The organism is Streptomyces parvus, assembly GCF_014648875.1.
Classification (GTDB): Bacteria; Actinomycetota; Actinomycetes; order Streptomycetales; family Streptomycetaceae; genus Streptomyces; species Streptomyces parvus.
This window is the reverse complement of the sequence record NZ_BMRY01000001.1, coordinates 312986-332098: the sequence shown is the minus strand read 5'-3', so window position 1 is coordinate 332098 and position 19113 is coordinate 312986. Positions and strand designations below refer to the sequence as shown.

The 19113-nt window shown below is 70.7% G+C and carries 20 protein-coding genes and 2 pseudogenes; 11 read left to right on the top strand and 11 right to left on the bottom strand.

Going from position 1 to position 19113, the window contains the following annotated elements:
- The first annotated feature begins 207 nt into the window (after window positions 1–207).
- Entirely contained in the window at window positions 208–1674 is a 1467-nt protein-coding gene (locus tag IE140_RS01420; protein ID WP_032763224.1) for a sensor histidine kinase, read from the top strand.
- Between the two features lie 184 nt (window positions 1675–1858).
- Here IE140_RS01420 and IE140_RS01415 read toward each other — a convergent pair whose 3' ends face one another.
- Window positions 1859–2116, bottom strand: a complete 258-nt coding sequence (locus tag IE140_RS01415; protein ID WP_003953983.1) for a WhiB family transcriptional regulator — start codon at window positions 2114–2116, stop codon at window positions 1859–1861.
- Window positions 2117–2436: 320 nt separating this feature from the next.
- On the bottom strand, window positions 2437–3405 hold the full coding sequence (locus tag IE140_RS01410; RefSeq protein ID WP_010061515.1) for a diacylglycerol/lipid kinase family protein: 969 nt from the start codon (window positions 3403–3405) through the stop codon (window positions 2437–2439).
- Between the two features lie 165 nt (window positions 3406–3570).
- Here IE140_RS01410 and IE140_RS01405 point away from each other — a divergent pair, with 165 nt between their 5' ends.
- On the top strand, window positions 3571–4020 hold the full coding sequence (locus IE140_RS01405) for a hypothetical protein (protein ID WP_032763749.1): 450 nt from the start codon (window positions 3571–3573) through the stop codon (window positions 4018–4020).
- A gap of 30 nt (window positions 4021–4050) precedes the next feature.
- Here the strand turns inward: IE140_RS01405 and IE140_RS01400 are convergent, their stop codons facing one another.
- The 3 genes from IE140_RS01400 to IE140_RS01390 form a co-directional block, all read right to left on the bottom strand.
- Complete coding sequence (locus tag IE140_RS01400; protein ID WP_010072101.1) at window positions 4051–4980, bottom strand: RNA polymerase sigma factor SigF; 930 nt, start codon at window positions 4978–4980, stop codon at window positions 4051–4053.
- Window positions 4981–5003: 23 nt separating this feature from the next.
- Window positions 5004–5417: an ATP-binding protein gene (locus tag IE140_RS01395; RefSeq protein ID WP_003966375.1), complete on the bottom strand. Its 414-nt coding sequence runs from the start codon at window positions 5415–5417 to the stop codon at window positions 5004–5006.
- A gap of 232 nt (window positions 5418–5649) precedes the next feature.
- Window positions 5650–5910 carry a UBP-type zinc finger domain-containing protein gene (locus IE140_RS01390; protein WP_093442955.1) on the bottom strand — a complete coding sequence of 87 codons (261 nt, stop codon included), beginning with the start codon at window positions 5908–5910 and terminating at the stop codon, window positions 5650–5652.
- 34 nt (window positions 5911–5944) lie between these two features.
- On the opposite strand from IE140_RS01390, the gene IE140_RS01385 reads away from it, so the two are divergent.
- Complete coding sequence (locus IE140_RS01385; protein WP_150194843.1) at window positions 5945–7546, top strand: Na+/H+ antiporter; 1602 nt, start codon at window positions 5945–5947, stop codon at window positions 7544–7546.
- Here the strand turns inward: IE140_RS01385 and IE140_RS01380 are convergent.
- Window positions 7522–8448, bottom strand: a complete 927-nt coding sequence (locus tag IE140_RS01380; protein WP_150194821.1) for a 1-aminocyclopropane-1-carboxylate deaminase/D-cysteine desulfhydrase — start codon at window positions 8446–8448, stop codon at window positions 7522–7524. The genes IE140_RS01385 and IE140_RS01380 overlap by 25 nt on opposite strands.
- 34 nt (window positions 8449–8482) lie before the next feature.
- Window positions 8483–9064 (bottom strand): DNA-binding protein, encoded by a 582-nt coding sequence (locus IE140_RS01375; RefSeq protein WP_093443021.1) that lies wholly within the window; start codon window positions 9062–9064, stop codon window positions 8483–8485.
- A 261-nt stretch (window positions 9065–9325) separates the two neighbouring features.
- Between IE140_RS01375 and IE140_RS01370 the strand changes: the two genes are divergently transcribed.
- A complete protein-coding gene (locus tag IE140_RS01370; protein ID WP_189459993.1) occupies window positions 9326–9529 on the top strand; it encodes a hypothetical protein in 204 nt (67 codons plus the stop codon).
- Window positions 9526–9984 carry a hypothetical protein gene (locus tag IE140_RS01365; protein ID WP_189459991.1) on the top strand — a complete coding sequence of 153 codons (459 nt, stop codon included), beginning with the start codon at window positions 9526–9528 and terminating at the stop codon, window positions 9982–9984. Before IE140_RS01370 ends, IE140_RS01365 begins: the two co-directional genes overlap by 4 nt.
- 308 nt (window positions 9985–10292) lie before the next feature.
- Here the strand turns inward: IE140_RS01365 and IE140_RS01360 are convergent, their stop codons facing one another.
- The 4 genes and pseudogenes from IE140_RS01360 to IE140_RS01350 form a co-directional block, all read right to left on the bottom strand.
- Window positions 10293–11492, bottom strand: a complete 1200-nt coding sequence (locus tag IE140_RS01360) for a hypothetical protein (RefSeq protein WP_093442949.1) — start codon at window positions 11490–11492, stop codon at window positions 10293–10295.
- Between the two features lie 80 nt (window positions 11493–11572).
- Window positions 11573–11728, bottom strand: a pseudogene (locus IE140_RS35800) (1-aminocyclopropane-1-carboxylate deaminase); the annotation flags it as partial.
- A 34-nt stretch (window positions 11729–11762) separates the two neighbouring features.
- A complete protein-coding gene (locus tag IE140_RS01355) occupies window positions 11763–12959 on the bottom strand; it encodes a globin domain-containing protein (RefSeq protein ID WP_150194819.1) in 1197 nt (398 codons plus the stop codon).
- A 104-nt stretch (window positions 12960–13063) separates the two neighbouring features.
- Window positions 13064–13510 (bottom strand): RrF2 family transcriptional regulator, encoded by a 447-nt coding sequence (locus IE140_RS01350; protein ID WP_032763215.1) that lies wholly within the window; start codon window positions 13508–13510, stop codon window positions 13064–13066.
- Between the two features lie 175 nt (window positions 13511–13685).
- On the opposite strand from IE140_RS01350, the gene IE140_RS01345 reads away from it, so the two are divergent.
- The 6 genes and pseudogenes from IE140_RS01345 to IE140_RS01320 all read left to right on the top strand — a co-directional run bounded on the left by IE140_RS01345 (window position 13686) and on the right by IE140_RS01320 (window position 18979).
- Complete coding sequence (locus IE140_RS01345; RefSeq protein ID WP_032763214.1) at window positions 13686–15092, top strand: family 2B encapsulin nanocompartment shell protein; 1407 nt, start codon at window positions 13686–13688, stop codon at window positions 15090–15092.
- 93 nt (window positions 15093–15185) lie between these two features.
- Window positions 15186–16229: a family 2 encapsulin nanocompartment cargo protein polyprenyl transferase gene (locus IE140_RS01340; protein ID WP_150194839.1), complete on the top strand. Its 1044-nt coding sequence runs from the start codon at window positions 15186–15188 to the stop codon at window positions 16227–16229.
- Window positions 16230–16318: 89 nt separating this feature from the next.
- Window positions 16319–16915 carry a GNAT family N-acetyltransferase gene (locus tag IE140_RS01335; protein ID WP_150194817.1) on the top strand — a complete coding sequence of 199 codons (597 nt, stop codon included), beginning with the start codon at window positions 16319–16321 and terminating at the stop codon, window positions 16913–16915.
- A 66-nt stretch (window positions 16916–16981) separates the two neighbouring features.
- Window positions 16982–17413 (top strand): annotated as a pseudogene (locus IE140_RS01330) (DUF6304 family protein); the annotation flags it as partial.
- A gap of 238 nt (window positions 17414–17651) precedes the next feature.
- Window positions 17652–18620: a DUF1648 domain-containing protein gene (locus tag IE140_RS01325; protein WP_150194813.1), complete on the top strand. Its 969-nt coding sequence runs from the start codon at window positions 17652–17654 to the stop codon at window positions 18618–18620.
- A 2-nt stretch (window positions 18621–18622) separates the two neighbouring features.
- Complete coding sequence (locus IE140_RS01320) at window positions 18623–18979, top strand: GntR family transcriptional regulator (protein ID WP_109180063.1); 357 nt, start codon at window positions 18623–18625, stop codon at window positions 18977–18979.
- The last annotated feature ends 134 nt before the right edge of the window (window positions 18980–19113 follow it).

The following is a 19113-nucleotide window of genomic DNA, read 5'->3' as shown; positions in this document are numbered from 1 at the left end:
CTCGGTCCACTCTCCTGTGCGGGGAGAGCGGAGGTCTTGATGAACATTGTGGACTAGACCAATACCCGTGTCCATCCGTGTGCACGACATTCTCGGGCCGGCCGCCGCCCCTGTCCATCGTCGTACCTCCGTACACCTGCACGGCTCATCGGCCCCAGCGGTTCGAACGCCTTCGGTAACCCCAGGTACGCTCCACACGTGCCCTCCATGAACGACCTCGTCCGCCAGCACACCGCTCTGAGCGACACCGACCTCGAGTGGCTCCATCTGCTGGTCTCGGAGTGGCAGCTGCTCTCCGACCTGTCCTTCGCCGACCTCGTGCTGTGGGTGCCCACCCGCGACGGCACCCGGTACGTCTCCGTCGCCCAGATGCGCCCCAACACCGGGCCCACCTCCTACCAGGACGACATGGTCGGCCACCTGGTCCCGCGCGGCCGCCGCCCGCTGCTGGACGCGGCCCTGGACGAGGGACGGATCGTGCGCGAGGGTGATCCGGAGTGGCGCGAGGAGGTGCCCGTACGGGTCGAGTCCATCCCCGTACGCCGCGACGGCCGGGTCCTCGGCGTCATCGCCCGCAACACCAACCTGCTCACCGTGCGCACCCCCTCCCGGCTGGAGCTCACCTACCTCCAGTCCGCCTCCGACCTGGCCCAGATGATCGCGGCCGGGGCCTTCCCGTTCCCCGGGCAGCAGGTCGACATGGACGCCTCCCCGCGCGTGGGCGACGGCCTGATCCGGCTCGACGCCGACGGGATCGTCCAGTACGCCAGCCCCAACGGCCTCTCCGCCTACCACCGCCTCGGCCTCGCCTCCGATCTGGTCGGCCACCACCTCGGTACCGTCACCGCCGAACTGGCCCCGTCGCGGGGGCCGGTGGACGAGGCTCTGGTCAAGGTGGCCAGCGGTTACGCGCCCCGCGAGTTCGAGGTGGAGTGCGCGGGCGGGGTGATCCAACTGCGGGCCATTCCGCTCAAGCCCAAGGGCGTCCGGATCGGCTCCCTGGTCCTCCTGAGGGACGTCACCGAACTGCGCCGCCGCGAGCGCGAGTTGATCACGAAGGACGCGACCATCCGGGAGATCCACCACCGGGTGAAGAACAACCTCCAGACGGTGGCCGCCCTGTTGCGCCTCCAGTCCCGCCGGATGGACTCCGAGCAGGGCCGCGAGGCCCTCAACGAGGCGGTCCGGCGCGTCGGTTCGATCGCCATCGTCCATGAGACGCTGTCCCAGAATCTGGACGAGCGGGTCGAGTTCGACGAGATCGCCGACCGGGTCATCGCGATGGTGTCGGAGATCTCGCCGGGCAAGGTCACCTGCCGGCGCACCGGACGCTTCGGCATCCTCGACGCCGAGGTCGCCACCCCGCTCTCCATGGTCCTGACCGAGGTGCTGCAGAACGCCCTGGAGCACGCCTTCGCTCTGGCCGACCACGGCACGGTCGAGGTCTCCGCCGTGCGCGGCGGATCGCCCACCGAGGGGCGGTTGCTGATCACCGTCACCGACGACGGGCGCGGGCTGCCCGAGGGGTTCGACCCGAAGCAGGCCGGCAACCTCGGGCTCCAGATCGTACGGACGCTGGTCGAGGGGGAGTTGGGCGGTACGTTCGGCATGGTCCCGGCCCCCGAGCGCGGCACCCAGGTGGTGCTGGACCTCCCGGTTCAGGGTCTCAAGTAGCCGGGCCGTCCCGGGGGACCGGGCGCACACAGCAGAGCGGGCCCGGACCGTGGTGACGGTCCGGGCCCGCTCCGTGATGCTCACGTTGCGATGCGCTTCGGGGTACTGCGCGCTGCGACTCGAAGGCGGGGCTGTGCGTACGCTCTGTACGCGCCGCCGGGCTGAGGCTTGGTGCGGGGGTCGCTCAGGCGCTGGCGTTACGCGCCCGGTTGCGAGCGGCGCGGCGCTTCATCGCGCGGCGCTCGTCCTCGCTGAGGCCACCCCAGACGCCGGAGTCCTGGCCGGACTCGAGCGCCCACTGCAGGCACTGCTCCATGACGGGGCAGCGGCGGCAGACAGCCTTGGCTTCCTCGATCTGCAGCAGCGCGGGACCGGTGTTGCCGATGGGGAAGAACAGCTCGGGGTCTTCCTCACGACAAACGGCGTTGTGACGCCAGTCCATGGCTGCTACCTCTCCTTGGTATTACACGCTTGTTGCTTGTGAATGTGAACGCTTTCACGAATCCCCCCGCAGATGACGGGCCGACCCCCAGGTGGACTGGGTGTGGTCTGTGATGGTGAGGAGGGGTTCTGGCTCTCAGTGGAGGCCGGTGTTGCGGGCCGTCCCGATCGCCATGAAGAGATTCCCAAACCTCGGCGACGGATACAACCCCTTCTGGAAAGTTTTTTTTGATTCCTCGGTGTCGACTAGGTCACAGGCGCACTTCTTGGGGGTGGGACCCAGTCCAAACGTTCGAGTTAAAGGACTTTCGGCCCTTCCACTCACACAATCACACGCAGTGCACGGCGTACGCCTGTGAACGTCACGCTCGTACGCAGTCCCAGGTGGTCACCGTCCATCTGGAAGGGCAGTGGGACCTTTGAATGCAAGGTGAAGTCCGTGAGGTCATGCCGTGAAACGGCATGCTTCCCGCGGGGCCCCTTCTCGGGGCTCGAAGTGAGCAGCTGGGTGCCGTACAGGGCCACCGCCGGGGTGGACAGACGCTTCAGTCCGAGGACGTCCAGCGCGGTGTCGAAGGAGGCCTTCGGCGAGGCGTAGACCGGGCGATTGCCCAGGTAGGTCCAGGGGGCGGTGTTGCAGATTATGGACAGCGCGAGGTCGGTCACCGGGTCCTGGCCGGGCACGTCGAGCGTGATCGTCCCGTGTCTGCGGTGGGCCTCGTTCAGGAACTGCCGCACCACCTGGCGGACGTACAGGGCGTGCGTCGAACGCTTGCCGCCCTCGCGTTTCTGTTCGACCCGGCCGACGACTCCCGCGTCGAACCCGAGTCCGGCACAGAAAGTGAACCAGCGTTCGGGGACGGACTCGTCCTCCGTGCCCGGGGTGCCGGCGGCCAGGCCCAGACCAACCGTGCGTTCGGTCCGGTTCTCCAGGGCGTCCAGGATCGCGCCGGTCGCCTCCACCGCGTCGTTCGGCAGCCCCAGGGCGCGCGCGAAGACATTGGTGGACCCGCCGGGGACCACGGCGAGCTTCGGGAGGCTGTCCACGTCCGGACCCCGGTGCAGCAGCCCGTTCACGACCTCGTTGACCGTGCCGTCGCCGCCGAGGGCGACCACCAGATCGATGTCGTCGCTGTCCGCGGCCCGCCGCCCCAGATCCCGCGCGTGCCCCCGGTACTCCGTGGTCACCGCCTCCAGCTTCATCTCGCTGGCCAGCGCGTGGATGAGCACGTCACGGGTGCGGGCACTGGTGGTGGTAGCAGCTGGATTGACCACGAGGAGTGCGCGCATGACGGCCAGCCTACCTACCGGGCGGTTCGGCCCTGAAGTCCCGGTTCGCTGCGCTCGGGTCCGGTGACGGAGCGTGATGGTCTGCCCCGGTCCACCGCCGAACGGGTGCGGCTCCCGCGCACCCCGGCTTCACTTCCGGGCGCCGGGGATGCCAACCTGAAAGGCGTGAGCACTCAGCAGACACCGTCCACGCCGTCGCCCTCCACCGCGGAGCGCCCGACCAGGATCACCGTCCTCGCCGGGGTCAACGCCCTCGAAGGCGTGGCTCTCGCCGTCGGTGGGATCTACCTGCTGATCATGGGGCTGCTGGGGAAGCTGGAAAGCACGCAGCAGGCGGAGACGGTCGGGATCACCCTGGTCGCGCTCGGCGCCATCCCGCTGATCGCCGCCCGCGGACTGCTGCTGCTGCGCAGCTGGAGCCGGGGGCCCGCGCTGATCACCCAGATCATGGCGCTGCCGGTGGCCTGGACGCTGTTGCGCTCGCAGGGTGCGCTGATCCCCACCGGGATCGTGCTCGCGGTGGTCGCCGTCACCGGCCTCGTGCTCGTCCTGAACCCGGCGACCACCCAGGACCTGGGCATCCGCCGGGGGCCGAGGACGACCCCCGACGCCTGAGCCTTCCGGCCCCGCTCGTCACTCCTCGGCTCACTCCTCGACGAGCAGCCGCTCGCGGAGCTGCGCCAGGGTGCGGGCCAGCAGCCGCGAGACGTGCATCTGCGAGATGCCGACCTCCTGGGCGATCTGCGACTGGGTCATGTTCCCGAAGAAACGCAGCAGCAGGATCCGCTTCTCGCGCGGCGGCAGGTCCTCCAGGAGCGGCTTGAGCGACTCCCGGTACTCCACGCCCTCCAGCGCCTCGTCCTCCGAGCCCAGCGTGTCCGCCACGGCCGGCGACTCGTCGTCCGTGTCCGGCACGTCCAGCGAGAGCGTGCTGTACGCGTTGGCCGACTCCAGGCCCTCCAGCACCTCCTCCTCGGAGATGCCGAGCCGCTCCGCCAGCTCGTGCACGGTCGGCGAACGGCCGTGCTGCTGGGAGAGCTCCGCGGTGGCCGTGGTCAGCGAGAGGCGCAGCTCCTGGAGACGGCGCGGCACCCGCACCGCCCAGCCCTTGTCCCGGAAGTGGCGCTTGATCTCGCCGACCACCGTGGGCGTGGCGTACGTCGAGAACTCCACCCCCCGGTCCGGGTCGAACCGGTCCACGGACTTGATCAGCCCGATCGTGGCGACCTGCGTCAGGTCGTCCAGCGGCTCGCCGCGATTGCGGAACCGGCGGGCCAGATGCTCCACCAGCGGCAGATGCATGCGCACCAGCCGGTTGCGCAGCTCGGCCTTCTCCGGGGAACCGTCGGGCAGCTCCCGCAGTTCGAAGAACAGGGCCCGGGCCCCGCTGCGGTCGTGTGGATCGTGGTGCCCGTGCTCGCTCATCTGGCCCGCCCGCTCTGCCTGCGACTGCTGCTCCACCGCGACGTCGAAGCCCTCGGGCCCGTCCGCTCCGTCCACCGGATGCGGCCGGGCCTGTTGCTCCGGGATGCCTGCTGGGCGCACCACCCCGGACCGGATCGTCTCGTCCCGCACAGGACCGTCCCCGTTCCCGTTGCTCACGCCGGCCCGGGGCCGGCGCCGCGCTGTTTGTAGAGGCTGATGCTGACCGTACGGTCGTCCGCGACCGTGGAGTCGACCTTGCCGGCCAGTGCGGAGAGCACCGTCCAGGCGAAGGTGTCGCGCTCGGGCGCCCGGCCGTCGGTGGTGGGCGCCGACACCGTCACTTCGAGGGAGTCGTCGACGAGGCGGAAGACGCAGCTGAGGACGGAACCCGGCACGGCCTGCTGGAGCAGGATCGCGCAGGCCTCGTCGACCGCGATGCGAAGATCCTCGATCTCGTCGAGAGTGAAGTCCAAACGCGCTGCGAGACCGGCCGTGGCCGTTCGCAGCACCGACAGGTAGGCACCCGCAGCGGGCAGCCGGACTTCCACGAAGTCCTGATTCCCGGGCTCGCCTGCGATCTGGGACACCCTCACCTCCAAGGTGGCACAAACTCTTTCGAGGTTCCGGGAAGGGTGGCCCGGAGCCATGCGGTCCGTCGACGGTTCTTCGGCTCGGCGACGTTATCGGATCCATGATGCCGTGTCGTACGGACCCCATACCTCGACCGTCACTCATGGTAAGCCCATGAGTACGGACAGTGGCTAGGGGTCTGCGGCGTCCAATTGCGAAGAACCGGCGCCGCATTGACGTACCCAGACGTCAGACGATCGAACCGTCCTCGAAGCACCAGCGCCAGCTCTCGCCCGGCTCGAAGCTCCGCATCACGGGGTGACCGGTCGCCCGGAAGTGTCCGGTGGCGTGCCGCAGCGGCGACGAATCGCAGCAGCCGACGTGCCCGCAGGTCAGACAGAGCCGCAGTTGCACGGGGTGGGTGCCCGCCTCCAGGCACTCGGGACAGGTCTCACCGAGCGGCACGGGCTCGGGGCGTGGCAGATCCGCTGCATGCGCACACTCGCTCATGATGGGCAGGTTACGACGGATCGAGGACGGTGGGATGGACGCGCTGCCGCTGATCGCCCTGGTCGCCGTGAGTGCCGCGGTGGCCGGCGCGGCCCGCCGCACCCCGGTGCCCGCACCGCTCGTGCTCGTCGCCGTGGGGCTCGTGGCCGGTTATCTGCCGGGCGTCCCGACGTACCACCTGGACGCCCATGTCGTCCTCCCGCTGCTGCTTCCGCCGCTGCTCCACACGGCGGCCCTGGACAGCTCCTACCTGGACCTGCGGGCAAACATCCGGCCGGTCGCGCTGCTCTCCGTGGGCTACACGCTCTTCGCCACCGTCGCGGTGGGCTGGCTGGCGTACCGGATCATCCCGGACCTGCCGCTGACCGCCGCCCTGGTCCTGGGGGCGGTCGTCGCCCCGCCGGACGCCGTGACGGCCGCCGCGATCGCCCGCCGGGTGGGGCTGCCCGCCCGGGTGACCACGATCCTCCAGGGCGAGTCCCTGGTGAACGACGCCACGGCGATCACCGCCTTCAGGGTGGCCCTGGCCGCGGCGGTGGGGGAGGGGATGAGCTGGGGCGCCGGCATCGGCGAGTTCCTGCTCGCCGCGATCGGCGGGGTCGGCGTCGGGCTGCTGCTGATGGTGCCGCTGCACTGGCTGCGCACGCACCTGAAGGAGGCTCTCCTCCAGAACACGCTGTCCCTCCTGATCCCCTTCGTGGCGTACGCGGCGGCCGAACGGGTGCACGCCTCCGGTGTCCTCGCCGTGGTCGTCGTCGCCCTCTATCTGGGGCACCGTTCCTGGCAGGTCGACTTCGCCACCCGGCTCCAGGAAGCGGCCGTCTGGAAGATGGTGGCGTTCATCCTGGAGTCCACGGTGTTCGCGCTGATCGGCCTCCAGCTGCCGTTCGTCCTGAAGGAGCTCGGCCCGTTCGGCGTCCAGGAAGCCATCGGTTACGCCGTCGTGGTCTTCCTGGCCGTCGTCGTGGTCCGCTTCGTCTGGGTCTACCCGGCCACCTATCTGCCCCGGTGGCTCTCCCGCCGCGTCCGGGAGCGTGAACCCGGGACCGACTGGACTGCGCCGCTCATCGTCGGCTGGGCGGGGATGCGCGGGGTCGTCTCCCTCGCCGTCGCGTTCTCCATCCCGCTGGTCACACAGGACGGCGAACCCTTCCCGGCCCGCAGCCTGGTGCTGTTCCTGACCTTCACCACCGTCATCGGGACGCTGGTGATCCAGGGCCTGACCCTGCCCGTCCTCGTCCGCGTACTGAAGCTGCCGCACCCCGACCCGCAGACCGTCACGCTCATCGAGGCGCAGGCCCAGAGCGAGGCGTCCGAGGCGGCGGAGGCCCGGCTGCGGGAACTGCTCGACGACCCGCACAACAGCCTGCCGCCACCGCTGGCCGACCGGCTGCGCACCGTGCTGGAGCGCCGCCGCAACGCCGTCTGGGAGCGGCTGGGCGCCGCCGACCCGGTCACCGGGGAATCGGCGGACGACACCTACCGGCGGCTCTCACGGGAGATGATCGAGGCCGAACGCGCAGTCTTCGTCCGGCTCCGGGACGAGCGGCGGATCGACGACGAGATGATGCGTACGCTGCTGCGCCGGCTGGACCTGGAGGAAGCGGCCGCCTACCGGGAGACGGACGGCTCCTGAGGCGGCGCGTCCGGGGCACCGGTGATCACGGCGGCCACCCGGCTGCCCCGCGCGAACGCCCCCTCGCCGGCCAGCGCGGCCAGCGCGTACAGCAGCTTGGCGACGTAGACGCGCTCCACGGGCAGCCCGTGCCGCTCCTCGAAACCATCGGCGAAGGCGTTCAGCTCCGGGGTCGTACGGGCGTAGCCGCCGAAGGTGAAGCGTTCCTCCAGCGACCAGTCCCCGGCCGGGCCGCCGAACGCCTCGCGCTGGAGCCGCGCCACCTCCCCGGCCAGGAAACCCCCGCCGACCACCGGCACGCCCAGTGCCCGCTGCCCGGGATCCAGCCCGGCGGCGAGCCCGGCCAGGGTGCCCCCGGTCCCGCAGGCCACGGCCGCCACATCGACCTCTCCGGCCAACTCGCGCCCCAGCGCCGTACAGCCCTGTGCGGCCAGGGCATTGCTGCCGCCCTCCGGGACGACCACCACGTCCCCGAACCGGCTCAGCAGCCCCTTCAGGACCTCGGGCGAGGCCTTCTCCCGGTACGTCGTACGGTCCACGAAGTGCAGCCGCATCCCGTCGGCCGCGCACCGGGCCAGCGAGGGGTTGAGCGGCCGGTGCGCCAGCTCGTCGCCGCGGACGACGCCGACGGTCCCGAAGCCCAGCAGCCGCCCGGCCGCCGCGGTGGCCCGGAGGTGGTTGGAGTACGCGCCGCCGAACGTGAGCACGGTGCGCCCGGCGGCGGCCTCCAGATTGAGGACGAGTTTGCGCCACTTGTTGCCCGGCAGATCGGGGTGGACCAGATCGTCCCGCTTGAGGAACAGCCGGACCCCGTGGCGGGCGAAACCCTCGTCCTGGACCTCCTGCAAGGGGGAGGGGAGCCGGGGCTGAAGTGCGCGGGCGAGGTCTACGGGCGGGCTCACCCTCCCATTGTGGCCGTGCCCTCTCCCCGTGCCGTCATAGCGTCTGCGGTACGCCCCGGTCCCACAGCTCCTCGGCATGCTCCGCGAACCGGTCGAACATGCCGCTGTCTCCCTGGCGACGCAGATGCAGAAGAGGTGAGTCGTGGCCGACGAGCCGCGCCAGGTGCGGCGTCACGAGTGCATCATGATCGAACCTGAACACGGAAAGGGACACATGGTTCACGGCGTCCTCGGGGCTGCTGAAGCGCGTCTCCAGACCGTCCAGGGGGCCGAGCCGTCCCAGGTGCTCCAGGCTGATCCGGATGCGTGTGCCGACGCTCAGGGCGACGTCTTCGATGGCCTCACGCTGTCGGGTCACCTCTCCATCAGGATCGCCCAGCAGGAAGCGCACACGGCACCCCGACGCGATCTTGCGGCGCAGCGTCTCTATGAAGGCAGGCTGCTCCAACCAGACGAAGTAGTTCGTGTACCCGGCGAAGAAGATGTCCGTGGAGGCCCCTGCGATCAGTTCGCCCCACACGGTCGACGGGCAGGCGGACCGGTAGGGATAGGCGTGGGCCAACTCGCGGTCATGGCCGGTCTTCACCCGTTCCTGAACAGCCTTGGGCCAGATCATGTCTTCATCCACCTTCAGCGCCCGGCACGCGTCGACGCGGTTTCTTGCATGCGGTAACAGCTCGGCGTCGGCCAGCCACCGTTCCACCGTGGTGGCAAGCTTCCGGGGCGTGAGCTTGGCGTCTTCCATAGCTGATCGTAGAGCGGCGTTCAAGACTTCCCCCTGCGACATTTGGGCGTTCTTGAACCGTAGGGCTCAACGGTACAACTGTCCCTGATTCGGGGAGAGATACGTCCTTCAGGGGCATGGACCATCACGTCCATGACGACTCCAGACACGACCATGGACCCGCCCGCGCACCTCATATCCGTCCCGGAGCCTCCGAAGCCGGTGGAGGGCTGCGACGTGTGCCAGGCGTTGGATGCCCAGCGGCGGGAGGCCAGAGGCTGGGGCGACTACTCGGCGGCGACGGACGCGAGTGTGGAGATCCGGCGGCACCCGCACACGACCCGGAAGCGCCGATGATCACGCAGGGGGCGATGGCAGTGGAGATGCAGCAGTGGCGCGACGGTCGCAAGGCGGCGGAGGACGCGACCGAGGCACTCAGCGGGGCACTGGTGGCGCTCGGGATCGAGGCCGAACGGGTCAGCCACCTGCGGCCGGTGGTGGCCTATTCGGGAAGGCCGTACGTCCACATGGGAGCCATGCCCGCAGACATGGTGGAGCGTATGGCCGAGGCACTGAGGCGTGACGACCCGATCCTGCCCAACCACCCTGAGAAGCGTCCGGCGCGCTGCTCGGGAACCCTGGCGAGCTGGGGCCGGAGAGTCGCGAGAGCTATCGGTCCAACTTTTCTGTACTTGTTCAAGGGCGCGCCTGCGGCGCGCCGGGTGGCCGGTCCGCCCGGACCGGGCATGCGGCCTGGCGGCCGGTCCCGACAGGGCGACCGCCACCCGTCCGCAGGGCTTCCCAGGCCGTAGGAAAGCCGAAGTGGCGCTATCGGCCCCTCGCTTCGTTCCTCACGGCGCGCCGACACTCACGTGACCCTGGTCGAGAACCCGTCCACCAGGAGCTTCGTCGTTTACGCAGGACTGTCCAACTCGTGCTCAACACCGCCGGCTCGGAGGAGGCTCCTTGTGAAGGCGGGCGATGCCGAGCATGGTGTGGCGATAGTCCTTCGAGCGCTCGGCCACGGTGTGGTCCCGGGCTGAGCGAGTGGGGGAGCGGTCCTCCCGCTGAGGGCACCGAGACGCTCGCGGACGCGTGGGCGGGGCTGACGTACGGACGGTCAGGAGAGAGCTCGGACAAGCGTCCCCGGGATGATGTAGAGCGCGAAAAAGGCGAGCGGCAGCGACAGCGCCACGCACATGCAGGCTGTGAGGGCCATCCACAGGGGCGCCAGGATTCCGAGCGGATTTTCGTTGTCCGCGACCCCCTGGACGTACCAGACCTTGCGGTACGGAAGGGGAACCACCGCCGGGCCGCCCGACGAACGCCGGTACTCGTGTCGACGGCCCGTCACATCAGTGACGGCGAAGACGTGATAGTGCCCCCCGCTCCTGCTGGTCTCCTTGCGCGCGAACCAGGCACGCACGCACTCGCCTCGACGCACAGTCCGCCACAGGAGCGATAGTTGCCGAGGGGCGGCGGCTCCCACGACAAAGGCGACAGCACCCATGGCGCAGGCGATGAAGGAGGCCAGCAGGACGCTCATGAGCCGTTCGAACGGGTTACCCCATTCGCTGTCCGTACCACCTGCCCAGTAGAGCGCGACCCCGTGGACGGCCAGCAGAGCGAACAGGCCCCTGACCGCGAGCTGCTTGCCGGTGTATCGCTCCCGCAGCCGCGGCTTCCGGCCGGACTTGGGGGCTGTCTCGCGCAAGGGAGCGGCTGCGACAGGCGCCGCTTGCTTCTGCGGTACGGGGTGTCCGGCGACCGGCGTACGCGTCGTAGGAGCTGAGCCGGGGGCCGCGGCGCCGACGGCAGGCCCGTCCCCTTCGGAGAGGCGAACCGCGTCCGCCGCGCACACCGCGATCAGCCGCACCGCACCGCCGCCCGGCGCCCACGGGTGCTCGCCGGCGGAGGGGCCGTGGCGAGGATCGAAGAAGCAGAGCGGAAGCCGCCTGGGAAGGGGTTTCCCGGACAGCCGCGCGTCCAGACAGGCCAGGGCGTGCCGACCCTCGTCCAGCGCACGGAGGGCGTCCGGGCTGTCCGGGCGACCCGGCGAGGGGAGAAGCCGCCGCCCTGAGCCGGAACGCCGTCGACCCGTCCCGAGGCTCCGGGTCGCCTGCTCATAGGCGTCCAGGGCCTGCCGGTAATGGGCTACCGCGTCCGCGTCGGCATCAGGCTGCCCGGGAGTGAACGTGTGGGCGGTGAGCAACTCTCCGAAAGCGGTGATCTCTTCGTCCAGACGGGCAGCTTCATCCCGCCTCTGTCTTCGACTCTCGCGCCCCTGGTGATACTTCAGCACCTGCGCCCCCTCATGCACACCAGCTCTCATTCTGCCTGACCGAAGCCGAAAGCGGGTCGTGCACGGAGACGGGGACGTGGACAGGGGCCTGACCGGATACCGGAAAGACCGGGTTGGACCAGATCGTCCCGCTTGAGGAACAGTCGCACGCCGTGGCGGGCGAAACCCTCGTCCTGGACCTCCTGCAAGAGGGAGGGGAGCCGGGGCCGCAGGAGGGCGTCGAGGCGGGGAGGGCCGGGGGGCGGGCTGGTCACCCGCCCGTTGTCGCCCGCCTGCCGTGGCGGTGTTTCAGGCAGAGGCCAGCCAGAGGTCCGGGCCGAACACCTCGTAGTGGACGTCGGCCGGCCGTACGCCCGCCTCCAGCAGCTGGGCCCGGACCGCCCGCATGAAGGGGAGCGGGCCGCACAGGTAGGCGTGCGTTCCCGGCCGTACGGCGATGCCGTCCAGGTCGACGAGGCCGGTGCGGTTCGCCGGCTGTCCGGCCTCCGGGGCCTCGTACCAGAAGTGCGCCTCGGCGTCCGGGAGCTTCTCCGTCAGCCGCACGTGGTCGGTGCGCAGGGCGTGGTCGGCCGGTGAGCGGTCCCCGTGCACGACGGTGACCGGGCCCCGGTGCCCTTCCTGCGCGAGGTACTCCAGCATCGACAGCATGGGGGTGCAGCCGATGCCCGCCGAGGCCAGCAGCAGGGGCGCGTCCAGGTGGTCGAGCACCAGGTCCCCGTAGGGGACCGAGACGCGCAGCAGGTCGCCGACGCGGATGTGCTCGTGCAGGTGACGGGAGACCTCGCCGTCGGGCGAACCCTGGCCGCGCACGCGCTTGACGGTGATCGACCGGAGCCGGGAGCCGGGGGCGCAGGAGAGGCTGTACTGACGTATCTGGCGTGCCCCGTCCGGAAGTTCGACCTGAACGGAGACGTACTGGCCGGGCCGGAAGGCCGGCGCGGGAGTGTCCTCGGAGGAGCGCAGCAGGAACGTGGCGACGTCCTCGGTCTCCTCCACCCGGGCGGTGACCTCCCATTCCCGCCACACGTCTCCCGCCGCGACTCCCTGCTGGGCGTAGAGGCGTTCCTCGATGGCGATCAGGGCGTTCGCCATCAGCCAGTAGACCTCGTCCCAGGCGGCGGCGACCTCCGGGGTGACCGCGTCGCCCAGGACGTCGGCGATGGCCGCGAACAGATGGGTGTGCACCACCTCGTACTGCTCGGGGGTCACCCCGAGCGAGGCGTGCTTGTGGGCGATCCGGTCCAGCATCACGTCGGGCCGGGTGCCGGGCTGCTCGACCAGCGCGGTCGCGAACGCGGCGATGGATCCGGCCAGGGCTTTGCGCTGATCGCCGGAGGCCTGGTTGCCGCGGTTGAACAGGTCTCGCAGCAGCTCGGGGTGGGCGGCGAAGAGCTTCTCGTAGAAGAGGTCGGCGATGTCCCCGATGGCCGCGCCGACGGCGGGAAGGGTGGCGCGGACGGTGGCGGTGGACCGGTCGGAGAGCATGAGGCTCCTTATTATTGGAATGTTGGATGCATATTTAAGGGCGGGGGGGGATCCGCCCCGGCGTACGGGGTGTTCTGGCGTGTCGGTGATGGTCCGGGGCGGGATCAGTCGGGTGGCGGGCCGCTGCCGATGCCGAGCAGGAGCGGGCCGGTGGGGGAGGTGACGAGGTCGGGGACGGTGATCGGGTCCAGTGCGGCGTAGAAGGCCTCCTGGGCCCCTCGCAGGGCGCCGCGCAGTCGGCAGGCGGAGCGGAGGGGGCAGGGGGTGTCGCCCTCGCACTCGACGACCTCCTCCGGCCCCTCCAGCTCCCGCACCAGTGAGCCGATCGACGCGGAGCGGCCGGCCGCGGTCAGGGTGAGTCCGCCGCCCCGGCCGCGCCGGGCGTCGAGCAGGCCCAGGTGCTGGAGCCGGGCGACGACCTTCGCGGCATGAGTGTACGGGACCCGCATGGTGGCCGCCACCTCGCGGGTGGTCGGGGCTTCCGTGTCCTCGGCGACGGCCAGCCGCATGAGGACGCGGAGTGCCACGTCCGTGAATCTCGTCAACCGCATGGGCTCAGAGTAGATAAGTTGCACGATGGATGCAAATTAAAAGGGTGGGCCGGTGACGGGCTCAACGTGCCCCACCTGAAGGTGGATTAGTCACACTCTTTTGTGTAATGGCGGGTCCGCCCCTCCTGCTGAAAGTCTTTCCTCGCAGGTCAGCCCATGATCGAGAGGACGTCAGATGTCCGTTGGTGAAGAGGTTCGCGACACGCAGGCGCCGCCGCAGCAGAGTCTGGGGACGGCGGCTGCGCGGAACCTCGCGACGACCACCAAATCCGCGCCGCAGATGCAGGAGATCACCTCACGGTGGCTGCTGAAGATGCTGCCGTGGGTGCAGGTACAGGGCGGTACGTACCGGGTGAACCGTCGGCTCAGCTATTCGGTCGGTGACGGCCGGGTGACCTTCGTCCAGACCGGGGACCGGGTGGCCGTGATCCCCGCGGAGCTGGGGGAGCTGCCCGCTCTGCGCAACTTCGGGGACGAGGAGGTCCTCGCCGAGCTCGCCCGCAGGTGCGAGCAGCGGGACGTGGGCGCGGGGGAGGTGCTCGCCGCCTCGGGGGACGCGGCGGACCGGGTCTTTCTGCTGGCGCACGGCAAGATCGAGAAGGTCGGATCCGGCCTCTACGGGGACGAGACGGAGCTCGGGGTCCTCGCCGACGGCGCGTACTTCGGCGACCAGAGTCTGATCGACGGCGATGCTGTTTGGGAGTACACGGCCCGCACGCTCACCCCGTGCACGCTCCTCACCCTGAGCCGGGCCGATGTGTACAACCTCGCCGAGCGCGCCGAATCTCTGCAGGGCCACCTTGCCGGACTGCTCTCCATTCCGGAACAGCGGACCAACCACTACGGCGAGGCGGCGATCGACCTCTCCGCCGGCCATGTCGGCGAGGCGGTCGTCCCGCACACCTTCGTCGACTACGAAGCGGCGCCCCGCGAGTACGAACTGAGCGTCGCCCAGACCGTGCTGAAGGTCCACAGCAGGGTCGCCGACCTCTACAACCAGCCGATGAACCAGACCGAGCAGCAGTTGAGGCTCACGGTCGAGGCGCTGCGCGAGCGCCAGGAGCACGAGCTGATCAACAACAGGGAGTTCGGACTTCTCAACAACTGCGACTACGGGCAGCGGATCCAGCCGCACGACGGGGTGCCCAGCCCGGACGACATGGACGAGCTGCTCTCGCGCCGCCGCGGATCGAAGCTCTTCCTCGCCCACCCGAAGGCGATCGCCGCCTTCGGCCGTGAGTGCAGCCGGCGGGGACTCGTCCCGGAGAGCGTCGACATCGGCGGTCACCACGTGCCCGCCTGGCGCGGGGTGCCGATCTTCCCGTCCAACAAGATCCCCGTCACCGACGCCCGCACCACCTCCATCATCTGCATGAGGACCGGCGAGGCCGAGCAGGGCGTCATCGGCCTCCAGCAGACCGGCATCCCCGACGAGATCGAACCGAGCCTCTCGGTCCGCTTCATGGGGATCGACGAGCAGGCGATCATCTCCTACCTCGTGACGGCGTACTACTCCGCCGCCATCCTGGTACCGGACGCCCTCGGAGTGCTGGAGAACGTCGAGGTCAGCCGCTGGCGCTGATCCCGAGTCACCCCGGGGGTCCGGGCGGGCAGCCGCCGCCCGGACCCTCCGGGTCCGCACCCACCGCCTCGCCCCAGGGAGTTGACCGTGACCATGACCAGTACGGACGCAGCGACGGAAGGGCACGAGGCCGCGGCGCTCCTGGAGCGCACCCGCGCCGTCGTCGACCCGCATCTGCGATCGGCCGTGGAGTCGTTGCCCGGCGCCATGCGCCGGATCGCGATGTACCACTTCGGCTGGCAGAACGCCGACGGAACCCCGGCCTCCGGCCAGGCCGGAAAGGCCGTCAGGCCGGCCCTCGTGCTGGCCGCCGCCCGCGCCCTGGGCGGCGATCCGGAACGCGCGATCCGGGCCGCCGTCGCCGTCGAACTCGCCCACAACTTCACGCTGCTCCACGACGACGTCATCGACGAGGACACCACCCGCAGGCACCGGCCCACCGCCTGGGCGGTCTTCGGCGTCCCGGACGCCATCATCACCGGCGACGCCATGCTCGCCCTCGCCCAGCGGCTGCTGGCCGAGGACACGCACCCGGCCGCCGCGCCCGCCGCCGCCCGGCTCTCCACCTGCATCATCGAGCTGTGCGCGGGCCAGCAGGCGGACTGCGCCTTCGAGGAGCGCGGCCCCGACGAGGTCACCCTCGACGAATGCCTCACCATGGCGGCCGCCAAGACCGGCGCCCTGCTCGGCTGCGCCTGCGCGCTCGGCGCCCTCTACGCCGGGGCTGAGGACCGGGCCGTCCGCGCGATGGACGGGTTCGGCCGGGAGGTGGGTCTCTCGTTCCAGCTCATCGACGACCTGATCGGCATCTGGGGCGACCCCGACCACACCGGCAAGCCCGTCGGGGCCGACCTCTCCGCCCACAAGAAGTCCCTGCCCGTGGTCGCCGCTCTCACCTCGGGCACCCCGGCCGCCGCCGAGCTCGCCGCGCTCTACCGGGGGCCCATGAACACCGCCGCCGAGGTGAGCAGGGCGGCCGACGCGGTGGACCGGGCCGGCGGGCGGGACTGGGCCCAGGTCTGCGCGGCCGACCGGATGGCCCGGGCGGTCCACCACCTCTCCCGGGCGGTCCCCGACCCGAGCACGGCGGGCGACCTGCTGGCGCTGGCCGAATTCGTCACCCGCCGGACCAGCTGACCCACGTCGGGTGACCGGCGGAGCCCTGTCAACTCTAGTATTCCGGAGGTTGGTTGAAGGAAGGCAGCAGAGAGAGGCGGCAGCCCGTCATGGGTATACGGATCCAGCAGGCGGAGCGACGCGACCGGGAGCTCGTCGTGTCGGTGATGGAGGAGGCCTTCCACGACGACCCGGTCAGCAGTTGGGTGTTCCCCGACGAGGCGCACCGGCGCGCGGTGCACGGGAAGTTCCTCGGCGTCTTCGTCGACGTCGCCCTCGATGAGGGCCGTATCGACATCGCCGAGGACGAGGCGGCGGTGGCCCTCTGGCTCCAGGTGCCCGCCGGGGCCCCCGAGGAGGAGGACCCCACCCCCGCCCTGATGCGTGAGACCGCCGATCCCGACAACGAGCGCTGCGAACTGGTGGGCAGGCTGACCGGAGCGGTCCACCCGCACGACCGCGCGCACGCCTATCTGCTGATGATCGGCGTCCGTCCCGGCCGTCAGGGGGAGGGCATCGGGGCGGAGTTGATCGGGGCGGAACTGGAGCGCTGTGACCGGGACGGGCTGCCGGCCTATCTGGAGGCGAGCAGCGCCCGGAGCCGGACGCTGTACGAGCGGCTCGGATTCCGCCTCCTCGGCCGGGCGCTCGACCTGCCGGACGGCCCGCCGATGTACCCCATGTGGCGGGAGCCCCGAACGGGTTGATGCCCGTCGCCCCACCACGGAGGGCGGTACGGAAGTTGTCAGAGGCAGGGGCTACAGTCCCTGCTCATGACAGATGAGTCGTGGGCCGGCTGGTACCGGGACAACCAGGGTTCCGAAGCCGTCGTACTCACCACGGACGGACAGCGGATCCGGACCCGGATCAGAGGGGCCGACTTCGAGGGTGAGAGCTTCGACGTCCTGAGGCCCGTCGCGGGCGCCCCGCCGGAGAACGGGACGTTCGGTCTGAAGGACGGCGCGCTCGCCGACTGCGTCCTGGAGTGGGACCGGCCGCTGCCCGTCCTCGTCGCGGGCGCGCTCCGCCACGCCACACTCACCTGCCTGCTCTCCCTGCGCCGGGCCGACCCGCATCTCCACCTCGCCCTCCATCTGGACGGCGCGGTGTACGAGTCGGCCCGCGCCGAACGCGACTTCGCCGCGGCCCTGGCCGCCGTCCAGCGGATCCTGCCGGACGACGTCAGTGTCCAGACCTCTGTCGCCTGGCCCGGAGCCGCCTGACCCGAAGCCGGCCCGCTGCCACCCGGCAAACCTCCGGCCACCCGGCTACCTCCCGCCACCAGGGAACCTTCCGCCACCCGGCAACCCCCCGTCACCGCCGCACCGTTCGCGTCCGCCCCGTACCGCATCCCGGTACGGGGCGGACGCGCGTCGCGCCGCTGCCTTCACCCGTTGCCTCCGCCACATTGTTCTACTAGCATGCGAACAACGGAGGTTTTCCATGACAAGCAAGAACCTTGGCCGCGTCACTCTCGCCGCCCTGCCCTTTGTGCTCGCACTCCTCATCGACCTCGCGCTCTACGCCGCCGTGGCGGACCGCCTGCCCGACCGCATGGCCGTCCACTTCGACGCCGGCGGATCCGCCAACGGATACACGAGCTCCCGTTCCTATCTGCTCTACACGCTCGCCTCGCTGATCGTGCTCGGCGCGCTGTGGGTGTTCATCGCGGTCAAGGGCAGGCTCCACGGCCGCGCCCACCGGTGGCTCATCGGCGGAGGGTTCGCCGCGGCCGCGTTCCTCGGCTATCTGCTGATCGCCGTCCTGTTCGTCAACGTGGACGTCCCCGACGGCGGTTCGGCCGGCGGGTTCCCGCTCCGGCACATCGCGGTGGCCCTCGCGGCGGCCGCCCTCGCCGGAGCCCTCGGAGCGCTGCTGTCCCGGCTGGTCCCCCTGCCCGAGGACCCCCGCGACCCGGACCGGGCGACCCGGGAGAGGCTCGTGCTCGCCGACGGCGAGGTGGCCGCCTGGGGGCGCGGCATCGGCGCCTGGTGGGCACCCGTCGCCGTGCTGGTGCTGCTGGCGGCCGGTGTCACCGTGGGCCGGGAGCAGAGCTGGTTCATCGGGGTGCCGCTGATCCTGTTCGCCCTGGTGACGGGCACCTTCTGCCGCCCCCACGTCACCGTGGACCGGCGCGGCCTCACCGTCTCCGGTCTGCTGCCCCGGCCCCGGGTGCGGGTCCCGCTGGAGCGGATGGAGGGCGCGGACAGCCGCCCGGTCAACGCCCTCGCGGAGTACGGCGGCTGGGGCTACCGCATCCGCCCCGAGCGCAGCGGCGTCATCACCCGCTCGGGCGAGGCCATCGTCGTCAGCCTGACGAGCGGCCGCGAGTTCGCCGTCACCGTCGGTGACTCGGCCACCGGCGCCGCTCTGCTCAACACGCTGCTCGACCGGCAGCGGGCGGGGCGCTGACCATGCTCTTCCGGGTCGATCCGACCTCCACCGTCCCGCTCGGGGACCAGATCGCCGCCTCGGTCCGGCGTGCGGTCGCCGAGGGCGCGGTGGCTCCGGGCGAGCGGCTGCCCGCCGCCCGGACGCTCGCCGAATCCCTCGGCGTGAACGTCCACACCGTGCTGCGCGGTTACCAACGGCTCCGCGAGGAAGGGCTCATCGAGCTGCGCCGCGGCCGGGGCGCGGCGATCACCGCGGGCGCCTCGCCGCAGCGCGCCCGGCTGCTGGAGAGGGTGCGCGAAGCGGTCGCGGACGCCCGGGACCTGGGCATGACCGAGGACGAACTGCTGACCCTCGTCCGTAACGAACTCGACGCCTGAACTCGACGCCGGACAGCGCAGCGGGCCGCTCCGGAGACGGAACGGCCCGCTGTGTGACGCGGCGGGGGGCAGGCCGGTCCCGGGACACGGGACCGGCCTCCTGCTCCCTCGTGGGGAGCCGCACGGTGGTGCGG

Coding starts and splice junctions, on each gene's coding strand:
- IE140_RS01350 (WP_032763215.1), bottom strand. CDS start 13,510: ATGCGGTTGACGAGATTCACGGACGTGGCACTCCGCGTCCTCATGCGG.
- IE140_RS01340 (WP_150194839.1), top strand. CDS start 15,186: ATGACCAGTACGGACGCAGCGACGGAAGGGCACGAGGCCGCGGCGCTC.
- IE140_RS01420 (WP_032763224.1), top strand. CDS start 208: ATGAACGACCTCGTCCGCCAGCACACCGCTCTGAGCGACACCGACCTC.
- IE140_RS01320 (WP_109180063.1), top strand. CDS start 18,623: ATGCTCTTCCGGGTCGATCCGACCTCCACCGTCCCGCTCGGGGACCAG.
- IE140_RS01385 (WP_150194843.1), top strand. CDS start 5,945: ATGGACGCGCTGCCGCTGATCGCCCTGGTCGCCGTGAGTGCCGCGGTG.
- IE140_RS01390 (WP_093442955.1), bottom strand. CDS start 5,910: ATGAGCGAGTGTGCGCATGCAGCGGATCTGCCACGCCCCGAGCCCGTG.
- IE140_RS01335 (WP_150194817.1), top strand. CDS start 16,319: ATGGGTATACGGATCCAGCAGGCGGAGCGACGCGACCGGGAGCTCGTC.
- IE140_RS01345 (WP_032763214.1), top strand. CDS start 13,686: ATGTCCGTTGGTGAAGAGGTTCGCGACACGCAGGCGCCGCCGCAGCAG.
- IE140_RS01415 (WP_003953983.1), bottom strand. CDS start 2,116: ATGGACTGGCGTCACAACGCCGTTTGTCGTGAGGAAGACCCCGAGCTG.
- IE140_RS01370 (WP_189459993.1), top strand. CDS start 9,326: ATGACGACTCCAGACACGACCATGGACCCGCCCGCGCACCTCATATCC.
- IE140_RS01410 (WP_010061515.1), bottom strand. CDS start 3,405: ATGCGCGCACTCCTCGTGGTCAATCCAGCTGCTACCACCACCAGTGCC.
- IE140_RS01325 (WP_150194813.1), top strand. CDS start 17,652: ATGACAAGCAAGAACCTTGGCCGCGTCACTCTCGCCGCCCTGCCCTTT.
- IE140_RS01365 (WP_189459991.1), top strand. CDS start 9,526: ATGATCACGCAGGGGGCGATGGCAGTGGAGATGCAGCAGTGGCGCGAC.
- IE140_RS01375 (WP_093443021.1), bottom strand. CDS start 9,064: ATGATCTGGCCCAAGGCTGTTCAGGAACGGGTGAAGACCGGCCATGAC.
- IE140_RS01355 (WP_150194819.1), bottom strand. CDS start 12,959: ATGCTCTCCGACCGGTCCACCGCCACCGTCCGCGCCACCCTTCCCGCC.